Here is a 14,016-nt window from a genome sequence, read left to right as displayed (position 1 = left end):
CAAGAGTTTAACGTCTATTGACGATAAGCTCGCCAACTAAGCAGCCAAAATGTGACACCTGCGATACCGCTGGCCAACGAAAGCTGCTCAAAAGCATTGTTCACCAATATTGCCGAGCATACGACTAAAGTGGCGCCAACGCCAAATAAAAACTTTCCTGTCGCCTGCTGGCGCTTGCTCTGACGATACCCTTGGTAAAGCTGATCCATGCGTTGGTTCATCGCTTTACCTTGTTTCAGGCTATCGTAAAGCAGCTCTGGCAGTTCCGGTAACTTCTCCGCCCAAAATGGTGCGCGATCTTTAATCGCATTCACCAAAGCTTGCGGCCCAACTTGATTCATCATCCATTCTTCAAGGAATGGTTTTGCGGTCTCCCACAAATCAAGCTGAGGGTACAGCTGCCTACCAAGACCTTCCACGTACAGCAGCGTTTTTTGCAGCAATACAAGCTGTGGCTGAACCTCCATATTGAATCGACGTGCCGTGTTGAACAAATTCAACAGCACATGACCAAAGGAGATTTCGCACAGTGGCTTAGCAAAAATAGGCTCACACACAATACGAATCGCGAACTCAAACTCATCGACATTGGTATCGGCAGGCACCCATCCTGAATCCACATGTAACTCCGCCACTCGGCGGTAGTCTCGATTGAAAAACGCCAGGAAGTTTTCCGCCAGATAACGCTTGTCTTCACTATTAAGTGTACCAACGATTCCGCAATCTAGCCCGATCCACATTGGGTTCTCTGGATGTTCGGGTTTGACGAACACGTTCCCCGGATGCATATCGGCATGGAAGAAGCTGTCTCGGAACACCTGAGTGAAGAACACACTCACGCCGCGCTCCGCGAGCAATTTCATATTGGTGCCATTTGCTTTCAAGCCCTCAATATCAGAGACTTGAATGCCATATATTCGCTCAGAAACCATGACAGTTTCATTACTGAAGTCAGGAAAAACTTCAGGAACATACAATTCTTCGCTGCCTTCAAAGTTGCGGCGCAACTGAATGGCATTCGCCGCTTCACGTCGTAAGTCGAGTTCATCAAGCAATGTTTTCTCGTACTCACGTACAACTTCAACCGGTTTCAAACGACGTGCTTCAGGCATCGCTCCGGCGACTATACGCGCCATTCGGTGCATCAGTTTTAGATCTGAATCAATGACCGGGCGAATATCTGGGCGGATAACCTTTAATACCACTTCTTGGTTAGAGTCTTTTAAACGCGCAGTATGCACCTGAGCAATCGATGCTGACGCCAGTGGTTTGATATCAAACTCGGTAAACCAGTTTTCTAACGGACCACCTAATGCCTGCTCCATCTGCTTTTTTGCTAGCTCACCATCAAATGGCGCCACTTGGTCTTGAAGCAAAGCCAGGGGATCAGCAATGTGCGGAGGAAATAAGTCACGGCGCGTTGACATCATCTGACCGAACTTAATCCAAACTGGTCCCAGCTCTTGCAACGCTAAACGCAGGCGCTCACCGAGTGGTTTTTCTGGATGCTTGTTCTTAATCCAGAACAGGCTTTTGCGCAGTAATAACGGAGCTTTGGTCAGTTGGTGATCGGGAAGCAGCTCATCTAAGCCGTATTCCAGTTGTACTTTGGCGATGTGGTATAAACGCTTTAGTTCTGCTGGCGTCATGGTTTCTCCAATGCCGGCTTATCTGCATCCAGCTTATTCAGCAAAGCAGTCAAGCGAGCTTCAACGCGAGAAGCCTGGCTGCGAACCTCATCAACCTGGTCGCAAAAATACGCCACTTCTAGAGGAGCAGGTGCCAACTTCCACTCTTCAGTCACTACTTGCGCAAGATGACGCTGGTGTTTCTCTGCTTGAGACGCAAGAAAGTTGCCGATGTTTTTTGAACCTTGCACAAAGGTATGTGCGGCGACATCGCCAGTCACGCGAGACAACCACTCTTCAACATCTGGTTTGCAATCCACCATCAACTGAGAGAATTTCTGCGCCAATTGAATATCGCCTTCAAGCTCAAGTTTATCTTGTTTAATAAGGCGAGTGATGTTGGCCTGATCACGCAGCTCTGGCAACACGCTCAAGTTGAGCGATAAGTAGCAGTTTGGCTGTCCTTCATAATGACCGAGCACATCAATTTGCTGACTAAAAACAAACGTCAGTGTTTTATTGATCTCTTTCAGGTGAACTTGAATAACTTGACCTTTTAGACGCGCTAAACGACGGCCCAATGCAGGGTCGTCTTTGATCAGAGTATTCAGTGACGTTTCAATCACAGCGGTGATAAGTGGTTCAAATGGCATGCCGTTAACCCTTAGAATTTATAACCGCGATGCAAAGCCACAATACCACCAGTTAAGTTGTAGTATTTGGTGTTTTCAAAACCTGCGTCTTGCATCATGCCTTCCAGCGTTTCTTGGTCTGGATGCATACGGATTGACTCCGCTAGGTAGCGGTAACTCTCTGAGTCATTCGCAACTAGCTCACCGATTCTCGGCAATAAGTGGAATGAATATGCGTCGTATACTTTCGATAACGGCTCTAGCACTGGTTTCGAAAATTCTAGCACCAATAGACGGCCGCCTGGCTTCAATACGCGGAACATTGAACGAAGCGCTTTGTCTTTGTCAGTCACATTACGCAAACAAAAACTGATGGTGATGACATCAAAATAATCATCTGGGAACGGCAGTTCTTCTGCGTTGGCTTGAACGTAATGCACGTTACCCACAATTCCGTTATCGCGCAGTTTATCGCGACCAACGTTAAGCATTGAATTATTGATATCAGCAAGGATGACATGGCCTTCATCGCCAACAATGCGCGAGAATTTCGCCGTTAAATCACCCGTACCACCACCTAGGTCAAGAATACGTTGGCCAGGGCGAGCACCACTACAATCGATAGTGAAGCGCTTCCAAAGGCGGTGAATACCACCAGACATCAGGTCATTCATGATGTCGTATTTTGTTGCCACGGAGTGGAATACTTCGGCAACCTTAGTCACTTTTTCGTCTTTTGCCACTGTAGAGAAACCAAAGTGGGTGGTTTCATTCTCTAACGCTGTATTGGATTGCAAACTTGTGTCCGTCATTCTAATTCCTCTTAGGCAGCGCTCTCTCTCTGCGGGGCGTTTGCTGACAAATAAAATCGCCCACTGCACTGCGGGCGATTAGTTTACTTTATCCTCAGCCGGATGTCTTTCTACTAACGGGTCATTTTCTGAAAATGAATCACTCTGCGCTAACTGTGCGAGGTCAGAAGAAATTGGTCGTTTGATTTCAACCCCAAGGTGCTTAAAGCTTTCGGCTTGACGAATCACATTCCCGCGCCCTGTGGCAAGCTTGTTCATTGCGCCTTGATAGCTTTGATTCGCCTTATCCAGCGCACCGCCGAGCCCTTCCATGTCGTCCACAAACAATCGTAATTTGTCGTAGAGTTTTGTCGCGCGCTGCGCAATCATTTTGGCGTTTTCATTCTGGCGTTCATTGCGCCATAGATTATCAATGGTGCGCAGTGCCACCAGCAACGTTGTTGGGCTCACCAAAATGATGTTTTGCTCCATCGCTTCTTTGATCAAACTTGGATCGGCTTGAATCGCGACTTGGAACGCAGGCTCAACCGGAATAAACATCAGCACATAGTCCAAACTCTGAATACCTTTGAGTTTGTGGTAGTCCTTCATACTTAAACCCTTAATGTGAGTACGCAGTGCGGCTAAGTGCGCACTCAAAGCCTGGTCTCGCTCGGCATCAGTTTCGGCGTTGAAATAGCGTTCATAGGCGACTAGCGCCATTTTGGAATCCACAACCACTTGTTTGTTTTGTGGGAGATGAACAATCACATCAGGTTGGTAGCGCTTGCCTGCTTCATTTTGCAAATTCACCTGAGTCTGATATTCGTGCCCTTCACGCAGTCCCGACTCGGCAAGCACCCTCGCGAGCACCACTTCACCCCAATTACCTTGCTGCTTGTTGTCCCCTTTCAACGCTTGGGTCAAGTTAACCGCTTCGCGCGTCATTTGCTCATTCAAACGTTGCAGGTTTTTGAGCTCATGCACTAAGGTATGGCGCTCTTTAGCTTCTTGGCTAAAGCTGTCATTAACGTGCTTTTTGAATCCTTCTAGCTGCTCTCGGAGCGGTGACAACAAACCTTCCAAACTCTGACGGTTTTGCAAGTCGACCTTCGCGGTTTTTTCTTCAAACAGTTGGTTGGCCAAGTGCTCAAATTGCTGTTTCAGGCGCGCTTCCGCTTGCTCTAGAATTTGCAGTTTTTCGGCATTGGCTTGGTTGATTTGCTCATGACGTGCTTGCTGCTCACGCAGTTGCGTTTCTAGACGTGATTTGTGCTCACGCATCTGACCAAGCTCATCAAAGTATTGCTGGCGCTCTTGCTTTACAGCCTCGAAGTAACGCAGTTTTTCCATTGCGGCCATCAGCTTTCCGTGTGTTTGGCGTACTTCAAACGCGGCTTTATCGCGCTCATCATCTAATTCATCCAACTCTTGCTGGGCATTGGCAAGGCTTTGTTTAACCTGTTCAAGCTGCTGTTGGTGAAGCTGCTTTTCTGAAACAAGTTGTTGTTCGAGAAGCTGAGTTTGGGTGATAAAACGCTGTTTCACCCACCAACCGACGGCGACACCACTAAGCGTGGCAGCGCAAAGAGAAGAGAGAATGAGAGATTGGTACTCAAGAATCCATTGCATAATAGCGAGTTAGCCTGTGTTTTGTATCTATAACAATGGTATTTAGACACTGGATAAATGTCCAGTTTGTTGGATGAAAAATCCTCGCATACACTAGGCCTTCCTATAATATTCTTTCTTCCGCTCAAATGAACCAGACCGAGCGGCACATCATCACGCAGAGGCATCATGAACGAGCGTCGCGCCCTAGGATTTGGGCTCTCAGCAGTATTACTTTGGTCTACCGTTGCAACCGCATTTAAACTCACGTTGGCAGAATTTACGCCAATCCAAATGCTGTGCATTGCCAGTATCGTCTCTGCGATTGCGCTGACGATAATCTGTGGTGTGCAAGGCAAGTTGGGCCAGTTAAGTGCCACCTTCCTCTCAAATCCTTGGTATTACCTACTGCTTGGGTTGATTAACCCCTTGGCGTATTACGTCATTCTCTTTAAAGCGTATGACTTGCTGCCTGCATCCCAAGCCCAAGCGATCAACTACAGCTGGGCCATTACCTTGACGCTAATGGCTGCTGTTTTCTTAGGGCAGAAGATCCGTGCTAAAGATTGGCTCGCTTGCGGTTTTAGCTATGTAGGCGTGATTGTGATTGCCACACAAGGCAATGTTCTCGGCATGCAATTCGAGAGCCCGTTGGGCGTGGGACTGGCGCTGCTATCGACACTGTTGTGGGCTGGTTACTGGATTTTAAACACCAAAAATAAGGCCGACCCTGTGGTTGGTGTATTACTTGGTTTTTTGGTCGCTATTCCATTTGCCATTGGTTTAAGTATTTATGAAGGTGCGAGCTGGCAGGCAATCTCAATTAAAGGCTGGGCAGCGGTGACGTATGTCGGGCTATTTGAAATGGGGATCACTTTCGTCCTATGGCTGAGCGCCCTCAAATCGACGCAAAACACAGCCCGCATCAGTAATCTGATCTTTGCTTCGCCATTCATCTCACTGATGCTATTGGCAACCATCATTGGTGAAGAAATTCATCCATCAACCTTGATTGGTTTAATACTGATCATCAGTGGATTAGTGGTCCAACAAGTATCGTGGGGTAAAAAAAACAAAGCCATGAGCACTTCTCAATGATGAACAAAAAACCTCAATAAACGATGCAATGAGTTGGATAAAAAAGAGATATAGCTAACAGTTTAATGATAGAAAGCGCCTTACGCTGCTGGGAATTACCTAAGCGTTGGATACGATACCAACACGGCCCAATAGCTTAAGCTAGATTCTAATACCACTATCTTTGGGCGCTTCAGGACACGTTATTAATTATGTTTCGCTTCGCTATTCCTTCGCCTTTGATGGCAGACTGGCAACAGGCTCTGCAACAATGCTGTGATGCTACTCAAGCTCAGGGACAACTTTATACTCTGAGCGATACCCAGCAGTGGCTATCAACTGAGGTGTCCACCTCGGTTCAAAATCATTGCGCTATCGTCGAAGTGGTAGTGCAAGTTGCCGCTCAATTTACACCGACAGACTTGACGATAAGCCACATATCCTTTGGACAGCAAACCTTGAGCATAGGTCCGATTTGGCTACCAAATGGCGATCTGTTTGCCGTATTAGCGCTGACTCACCCTGACGATCAAATCACAGTAGTCTCTGCTTGGCTGAGTGCATTAGTGGGACGAATGAGCTTTGATGTCAGCTCACACTACCAGCAAGAACGAACACGCCATCAAACTGCAGCGACCACACCATTACCGACGCTGCAAGAGTTTATCGACTGTCTTGAAGACCATATTTGGATAAAAGGCATGGATGGTCTTTATTCGATGACCAATCGAAGCGTAGAAAATGCGTGGCAAAAGACCAACAGTGAGATCATCGGCAAAGATGATTTCGCACTATTTAGCCACGAGCGAGCAGAGAAGTTCATTGAGGCCGATAACTTGGTCGTGGCGACAGGCACGCTGAACATCGTCGAAGAATGCCGCCAAATTGATGAAAACAATAACCCAACTTGGCTAGAAACCATTAAGTCTCCTGTCCGTGATAATGACGGAAACTTAATTGGCATTCTGGGCATGACGCGCAACATCACACGCCGGAAAATGGTCGAAACACAACTCTCATTGGCGTCCAAAATTTTTAATAACTCACAAGAAGGCATGGTCATTACTGATCGCAATGCCAACATCATTGATGTAAACACAGCCTTTACTCAAATCACCGGCTATCGCTCTGAAGAGGTGATTGGAAAGAACCCCAGAATTCTGCGCTCAGGTCATCATGACCAAGGCTTCTATAAACAGTTGTGGCATCAACTCGAAACCAAAGGTCAATGGAAAGGCGAGTTCATCAACCGAAAGAAAGATGGCAGCATTTACCCGCAGTTAGCGACCATTAGTGCCGTAATGGACGATAAAAATCATCTCATTAACTACATCTGTGTATTTGAAGATATTTCCGTGCGTAAAGCGCACGAAGAAAAACTGCAGCGCATGGCCTTTTATGATCCGTTAACGAATCTGCCTAATCGCACCCATTTACTTAGCTTGCTTGAGCAACACATTGAAACCGGGCACAAGAACCAACAGACGTTTGCCACCCTATTTCTAGATATCGACCATTTCAAACACATCAACGATAGCATGGGTCACTTTTGTGGTGATCAGTTGCTGTCTAAGTTGGCTATCCGTCTGCAAGATATTCTTCACTTAAATGCGCATGTGGCTCGCATTGGCGGCGATGAGTTCGTGATCATTTTGCCGGACGTCCACAGTGATGTGGCTTTGCTGGAAACCGTCGGCGATATTCTCAGCGTTTTCCAACAACCGTTCGACTTGGCAAATCACGACTCACTGCGCGTCTCGACCAGTATTGGCATAGCCTTATACCCAAGAGACGGCCAAGACAGCGAAACCTTACTCAAAAACGCAGATACAGCAATGTACTTAGCGAAGAAAAATGGGCGCAACGGCTACGCATTTTACTCACCAGATTTAACCGATAAATCGGTATCCCATGTGCGCATTCAATCTGCTTTGCATCAAGCGATAGAAAAACAGCAACTTCGATTAGAGTTCCAGCCACAATATAACTTGGAGCAACATGCGATTGTTGGCGTTGAAACCTTATTACGCTGGCAGCACCCCGAATTTGGCCTTGTACCACCAGCCGACTTTATTCCAATTGCAGAAAAAACGGGGCTTATCCAAAGCATTGGCGAGTGGGTCTTGCTACACGCTTGTCAGCAAGGAAATGCTTGGCTGAAACAAGGCATTGAGTTTGGCAGAATTGCGGTTAATGTGTCGGCATTACAGCTTCAGCAGTCGAATTTCATTCAGAGATTGAGCGATATCCTCAATCAAACCGGTTTTCCTGCTCAACGGCTGGATTTGGAGATAACCGAGAGCTTTTTACTGATCGACCCTCAACAAGCCATTGCGTCGTTAAATCAACTAAGAGGGTTAGGCATCGAGATTTCTCTGGATGATTTCGGCACAGGCTATTCGTCTTTGTCTTATTTGAAAGGTTTACCCATCAATAAGCTGAAAATTGATCGTTCGTTTGTCAGTGATGTACCCAGCAATAGCGATAGCAATGCGATTGTGAATGCGATTATCGCCATGGGCAAAACACTGTCATTGAAAGTCGTAGCGGAAGGAATAGAAACTCAGGAGCAAGCCGATTACTTGTTCGAAAAAGGCTGTGTTTACGGTCAAGGGTATCTTTTTAGCCGACCAGTAAGTGCGGAAAAACTTTTTCGTTGAGCCAGCTTGTCGCCCAAGTCATTCTCGTGGAGCCATATCCTCGGGGATGGTTTGGCTTGGTTGACTTTGAGTTGATTGACACAGCTCCAGACGCTCAACCAAAATATTAATGCAGACCAATAGCGGTACACCGATTAAGAGCCCCATACCGCCCCAAAGCCAACCCCAGAACACGAGCCAAACGAAGATCACTAACGGATTTAAGTTGAACCTTTTCCCTAATAACGTTGGCGTGACAAACTGGCTTTCAATCAAGTTGATCAACAAATAGATAGACACCACAGTGAGCATAAAACTGACCGACTCCAACTGCAGATAAGCCACAAAACCGAAACTCACCATGGAGATGACTGGGCCGAGATACGGCGCAAAATTCATCACGCCAGCAAACGCGCCCCACAAGAACGGATCCTCAAGGCCTAAAACAAAAAACACCGCCCCAACACTCAACCCAAGTCCCGCATTCACTAACGTGATAGTGCCAATGTATCGAGATAGGTCTTTCTGTAGTGCTTTGACCAGTTCAATCGCTTGGCGCTGCTTGGCAAACCCATGCAAGTACGACACTGACTTTCGAAATAAGCTGCGTCCATGATTGAGCATAAAATACACCATAAACAGCACGATCATCGCTTGTGTCAAAATGGTCGGCGTCGTGGTCGCGAGTGTCTTCACCAAAGAAAATACGGTGTTGTTCCCGACTTCATCCATACCCATATCGCTGGCAATATTCAGCGGCGTATTAAGGTGATCCGCCGAGGCTTGAGTCACTTCACTCACTTCTTGCGACACATTTTTCACGATACTGGGTAGTTCAGACCACCACTGCTTGGCAGGCTCCGACATGGCAGCAAGGCCAATAATTGAAGCACCAACCAAGAATGACAGAGTCACCACGACGGTAATCGCGCGCGGTAAACCTTTGTCTTCAAGATAGTTAATGAAAGGACTGCATAACAGAGAAATAAAGGTACTAAGCACAATAGGTAACAAGATTGGCTTAGCAAAATACAGCCCAGGAACGAGCAATAAGACAAGAAGGGTTGCACCAATCGCGGTGTTGGCAGGGATGTTCAATTTCGCTGTCATAAAAAGGCTCAAGGTCGGTAGGAATCATTATCGGCGAAAGCCGTTATTGGGGTTGCTCGACTTCTGTTTCTGTCGCGGTCTCTTCTGTCGAAGCAGTAGTGCCTGCTTGTGGTTCAGCATTTCGCTCTTGTTCTACGCCCGACTGGTTAGAAGACGCTGCCATAACTGGCTTGGCAAGCGAATCCGTCAGTTCGGAGACACTACTCGCCAATAGCCCCATGGAAGAGATAGAGGAAGTCAGTCGAGACAATCGACCCGCTTTGGCAGCGGTAACGGCAACGACAGCACTAATACCTAGCGTCGTCCAAGGATTTTCTTTCACAAACTTCTTAGTGGTAAACGTGAACATTTCCATCGACAAGCAGCATTGCTCTAAAGATGCCTTACCTTCCATCCGCTTGATTCGCATGGCTCGATTGAGCTTTTGTAGCGAGCGCATCCCACCCCTCCTGCAACTGTTCTGTCGTATTTTTGAATCCAAGGAAACCAACTAAACGCTTCTGCCACCAAGCTAAAGACAGTAATGCCAAACCTAAGGACGCAATAAATACGCCCACGGCAACATACACGTTAGCGGTCAGCTGATAAGCCACCACACCAGAGGCAAGGCACAAACTGAACACGAACAATACCGACAATAAGGTAAAAACAATGGTGCACAGCAAAATCTGTCGCGCTGCGGACGCATTAATTTTCACCTCCAAGAGGAACAAATCCAACGTTGAACCCGACCACGCTTTCAGCGATTGAGTCAATTGGTCAAGTTGTGAAAGAATACTGCTCAATCCATTGATGGTTTGTTGGATATCCTGCTCTTGTGCCCCACTTGGGGCTCGACCGCTGTCTGCTGCGGCCGAGCCTGGTTGCTGGTTGGTGACTTGTCCGGAGTTATTCATTGGAACCCTCGCCTTCTGTTATGTGGCTTAATTCGTTGGACCGTGATTATTTGATCAGCTTCGAAACCGCCCAACCCGCAAGGAAGGCACAACCAATGCTCAGCAATGGACGCTCCTTGATAACGTTCTCTGCCGACTTGGTCGCCTGCTGAACGTGTTCCGCGCCCACATCAAATTTCTCTTTAGCTTGGTCTTTCATTGCGCCGACGGCTTCCGTCGTGGCTTGCTCCGCTAAGTGATATGCTTCTTCTAACTGCTCTTGAGGTTTTACTGTGCTTTCTTTTGTTGTAGCCATAACTAGCCTCCGTTGATGAGTTGAGTAGTAAATCAAGTGAAACAACTTTTGAACTCACTTACTCACAACAAAGCCATATCCGTGCCAAAACTATAAGCAGCTGTTTTTATTTGATTTTTATTTTGTTTCACGACAAACCCTTATCTGTACGTGTAATTCTTTCCAGACTTCCCCAACATTCTTGTAATTTTTTCTTAGCACCACGTCTGCAACCCTCCAATTCTTGCGCAATAAACTCATAACCAATTGATTAATAGAAAAATAACATTCATTGGCATACAACCTGCAACTAAAGATGAAACATCTGTGTTTGTTCCCCATACGTACAAACACTCCCATCACCAACCAAATCAGGAGTGAGATATGAAAAATGAAAATATCGCCTCAATCATTGAGCTTATCGAGAGCGGAAATGACATTTACAACAAGGCCATTGAGAACATTGACAACACTTCTTTGAATAATGTGTTGGTAGAACTGCTTAGAGTACGTGAGCGAGCGGTGCTTGAGCTTACTCCCTACACATTGGCAAATAACCAGGAAGACTCTGCCGACGACACTCCGGTTTCCTACACCATTAAAGCGCGTGAGGTATACAGCGATGTGATGAAGGAGGTGTCTTCTGACAAAGAGTCCATGTATTTGGAACAGCTCGAAGGTGTTGAAAGCAAGGTGCTCAAAGAGATCGAAAACCTAATTACTAGCCACCCAGAGCAAGCGGATAATTCGGTTCTACTGAAAGTTCGCAGTGATATCAAAAGCTGTAAAGAAAAGCTCAGCAGCATCAGCCTTATCAGCTGATCCTTAGTGGTCGCCTTTGCAAGCAAGCGCTGGCAGAGAAAATGGCCAACTCGTTTTGGCCATTTCTGATAAGACCACAGGCACCTCAATACAACCAAAACTAGAAAACACTAAACCGAGTAATCAACACGGTAGTCATAAATAAAGAGGTCAGTATGACATTGGATAATAATCGAGTAAGGGAGCTACTCGTAAAAATGACACACCATCGCCAAACGTGTTTGCCTCTCGTTAATCCGCAATCGCATATGACACTCGCAAGAGCGGCGTATCGATTCGTTAAAATAGAAAAAGTGATGATCAAAAAGATGGCGAAGTTGTTCTTCGACCAAGATGGTGAACAATTCATTGCAGAAAATGCCACCGAATACGGCGTTGCCGAATTAGGTAATTACAAAGAAATGCATTTCATGAACAAGTTGTTGTTAGATGATTTAAAAGCGCTACTCAGAGCCATTGACGACACCAACTTAACGGCGCTTGTTTCTTACTGGTTAGCTGCTTTACAAGTCGAAAACGATGAAATTGAAAAGCACTTACCCCAAGGTGAGTAGTCATACTCACCCCCTTCTTCCTTTCACTGCGAGAACGATAAATAGACGCTCTCTCAGATACAAAAAATGCCGATATAAAAAAGCCGCTGCACCTACGCAGCGACCTTATTGGTTCCCTCGAAACCACGACTAAACCGGTAAACAAAGGCACGCTATAGGGCACTAGGCAAATAGCGCGTTATCCACCGCTTATCTGTTTTAAAGCTAAGCCGATTTACTTCTCCCGCTTGGGACAAATACATTCAACGATTTTGGACGAAGCTTAATCGCTAATTGCTCATCAGAATAAAGCTCACCATCAATCACATACTCAATCGGTTTGTTCGCAGAAATAGTGACATTCTGAGCCGTCGCGTATTGAAAATGAGTCGATTCCTCCTGCGCACCTACGCTGGTTAATGTCAGATCAGACAATGCGATGAGGCGTCCGCCTAAAGATTCGGTGTTATCTAAATACGTGATATGCAGCTTGCCATCGTCAGGCTGCGGAGCACCGCCACCTTGCGCGAGCAACGTACTAAAAGGAGCGATGTTCGCAACGACAAAGCTATGAACTTCTAGCGTTTGTGATCCATTTTCGCGGTTTCCATCTTCAAATGGCGCATCCATCGCAACAGTCAACGTCTGCGTCTCTTCCGCCACCACCGCGTTAAAAAAGCCCGTTAAGTAGGCCAATTGTCCAAAGGTGTTTTTCTCTTCTCGCTGCGCATGCTCGATCATTTTCTGCTCTAGGCCAATACCTAGGACTAACAATATAAGCCTCTGATTACACTCAGCCGTATCAATAAGTTGGCAGTGACCTGCTAGCAATGCTTCACACGCTTTTTCGACTGGTGAGAATTTTGCGCCAACTCCATAGAGCACATGACATAACGCATTGGCGGTTCCGAGCGGAACAATACCGAGTTTGATATCGGTACCTACCAGCTGGCTCGCCACTTCCGTCACTGTGCCATCGCCACCCGCTACGATAATTTGCTTAGCACCACTTTCTTTTGCCTGTTGTGTTAGCTGCTCAGCGCTGAGATTTGTGGTGGTTTGATGAATACTCAAGCGATATTTTTTGGTTAGTTCACGAATCAAGTGCTGTTCGTTTTCCTCCCATTTGCCGCCACCTGCAACAGGGTTAACCACCATCCAAGTGGACTTATCCAGACCCAGTACGCCTTTTTCACTTATCGCTCGTAACGTTTTGATCTGCAATTTATTCAATCTCGCGGTACTACGCACGTCATTGATTTTTTTCATCACAGATTCAACCGTCAGCGACGGATCTTTGCTCAGTAGATACGCCGCAACAACAAACACCGAACGACCGCGCCCTAACGCACAATGCACAACCACAGCTCGTGAGCACGAGATTTGCGTATCAATCCAGTTAATCGCATGACGCAAGCGTTCCAATGTTGGGGCTTTGTGGTCAAGTACCGGAATCGAAAGGTAATGAAACTGCTTGTCGGTCATCGCACTTTCAAGCCCAGCAAATTCTGCGGTGACATCGACAATACAAGAGATGTCATTGGATTCGAGAAAATCTAAGTCACTCTGAAATAGCCGACGGGAGAGGTATAAATTATCGCTGACTTTTTGGATCGGAGGCACGGTATCGCGCCGTCTTTCCCAGGCATTATACGCTCTAGCGCCCAGCAAAAAGGGGATGAATGCCCAGCGGATCCACCTGACAATCTTGCCGTCTTGGTTTTTTCTAAAAATGGAGGGAATGTCGAAAACGTAGGCTACGCTGACTAATGCTAAAGAAAGAGATACCCACAAGAACAACAGGCTAACCATGATTTGGGGAATATAAATAGCGGCCAATAAACTGATCAGAGCGCCAAGAATATAATATTTGATGATAAACATTCGCTCTCCTTGCCTTCAGCGAGTGCGCTTTTTTAGTGAAAGTGAGAATAAGCTGGTTTTAGTTTAGGCTAATTAGCTTGGTAAACGCTTTGATTGGGCCCCTTCTCGTGCCGAAATGG

General features: G+C 46.5%; 13 protein-coding genes. 4 read left to right on the top strand and 9 right to left on the bottom strand.

The features are described from left to right. Window positions 1-14: 14 nt before the first annotated feature. From ubiB to rmuC, 4 genes are all read right to left on the bottom strand, one after another. Window positions 15-1,649: a ubiquinone biosynthesis regulatory protein kinase UbiB gene (gene ubiB, locus ACWPOD_RS11805; protein WP_104974618.1), complete on the bottom strand. Its 1,635-nt coding sequence runs from the start codon at window positions 1,647-1,649 to the stop codon at window positions 15-17. Next, on the bottom strand, window positions 1,646-2,281 hold the full coding sequence (locus ACWPOD_RS11800) for a ubiquinone biosynthesis accessory factor UbiJ (RefSeq protein ID WP_005394440.1): 636 nt from the start codon (window positions 2,279-2,281) through the stop codon (window positions 1,646-1,648). The genes ubiB and ACWPOD_RS11800 overlap by 4 nt, the downstream gene beginning before the upstream one ends. An 11-nt stretch (window positions 2,282-2,292) precedes the next feature. Beyond that, entirely contained in the window at window positions 2,293-3,072 is a 780-nt protein-coding gene (ubiE, locus tag ACWPOD_RS11795; RefSeq protein WP_005379210.1) for a bifunctional demethylmenaquinone methyltransferase/2-methoxy-6-polyprenyl-1,4-benzoquinol methylase UbiE, read from the bottom strand. Between the two features lie 78 nt (window positions 3,073-3,150). Next, window positions 3,151-4,683, bottom strand: coding sequence for a DNA recombination protein RmuC (rmuC, locus tag ACWPOD_RS11790; RefSeq protein WP_109168668.1), 1,533 nt, complete (start codon window positions 4,681-4,683; stop codon window positions 3,151-3,153). A gap of 168 nt (window positions 4,684-4,851) precedes the next feature. On the opposite strand from rmuC, the gene ACWPOD_RS11785 reads away from it, so the two are divergent. Beyond that, the gene (locus ACWPOD_RS11785; protein ID WP_109168667.1) at window positions 4,852-5,760 is read left to right on the top strand and encodes a DMT family transporter; all 909 of its coding nucleotides are present in this window, start codon (window positions 4,852-4,854) and stop codon (window positions 5,758-5,760) included. Between the two features lie 191 nt (window positions 5,761-5,951). Next, the gene (locus tag ACWPOD_RS11780; RefSeq protein WP_109168666.1) at window positions 5,952-8,399 is read left to right on the top strand and encodes an EAL domain-containing protein; all 2,448 of its coding nucleotides are present in this window, start codon (window positions 5,952-5,954) and stop codon (window positions 8,397-8,399) included. Between the two features lie 18 nt (window positions 8,400-8,417). Here ACWPOD_RS11780 and ACWPOD_RS11775 read toward each other — a convergent pair whose 3' ends face one another. From ACWPOD_RS11775 to ACWPOD_RS11760, 4 genes are read right to left on the bottom strand one after another with little or no spacing between them, the layout of a single operon-like run. Next, window positions 8,418-9,488, bottom strand: coding sequence for an AI-2E family transporter (locus tag ACWPOD_RS11775; protein ID WP_109168665.1), 1,071 nt, complete (start codon window positions 9,486-9,488; stop codon window positions 8,418-8,420). A gap of 43 nt (window positions 9,489-9,531) precedes the next feature. After that, window positions 9,532-9,882 (bottom strand): hypothetical protein, encoded by a 351-nt coding sequence (locus tag ACWPOD_RS11770; protein ID WP_456231909.1) that lies wholly within the window; start codon window positions 9,880-9,882, stop codon window positions 9,532-9,534. Further along, the gene (locus tag ACWPOD_RS11765; protein ID WP_104970021.1) at window positions 9,872-10,384 is read right to left on the bottom strand and encodes a hypothetical protein; all 513 of its coding nucleotides are present in this window, start codon (window positions 10,382-10,384) and stop codon (window positions 9,872-9,874) included. The genes ACWPOD_RS11770 and ACWPOD_RS11765 overlap by 11 nt, the downstream gene beginning before the upstream one ends. A 46-nt stretch (window positions 10,385-10,430) precedes the next feature. Further along, on the bottom strand, window positions 10,431-10,679 hold the full coding sequence (locus ACWPOD_RS11760; protein ID WP_005394426.1) for a hypothetical protein: 249 nt from the start codon (window positions 10,677-10,679) through the stop codon (window positions 10,431-10,433). 363 nt (window positions 10,680-11,042) lie between these two features. Here ACWPOD_RS11760 and ACWPOD_RS11755 point away from each other — a divergent pair, with 363 nt between their 5' ends. Together ACWPOD_RS11755 and ACWPOD_RS11750 are read left to right on the top strand one after the other, a co-directional pair. Then, entirely contained in the window at window positions 11,043-11,480 is a 438-nt protein-coding gene (locus ACWPOD_RS11755; RefSeq protein WP_005394423.1) for a DUF2383 domain-containing protein, read from the top strand. Window positions 11,481-11,635: 155 nt separating this feature from the next. Further along, entirely contained in the window at window positions 11,636-12,034 is a 399-nt protein-coding gene (locus ACWPOD_RS11750) for a hypothetical protein (RefSeq protein WP_005379193.1), read from the top strand. A 204-nt stretch (window positions 12,035-12,238) separates the two neighbouring features. Here the strand turns inward: ACWPOD_RS11750 and ACWPOD_RS11745 are convergent, their stop codons facing one another. Beyond that, entirely contained in the window at window positions 12,239-13,897 is a 1,659-nt protein-coding gene (locus tag ACWPOD_RS11745) for a diacylglycerol kinase family protein (protein ID WP_456231908.1), read from the bottom strand. Window positions 13,898-14,016: the final 119 nt, after the last annotated feature.

The organism is Vibrio sp. JZG120, assembly GCF_053890955.1.
The sequence above is the reverse complement of the archived record's forward strand: the minus strand, read 5'-3'. Positions and strand labels throughout refer to the sequence as shown.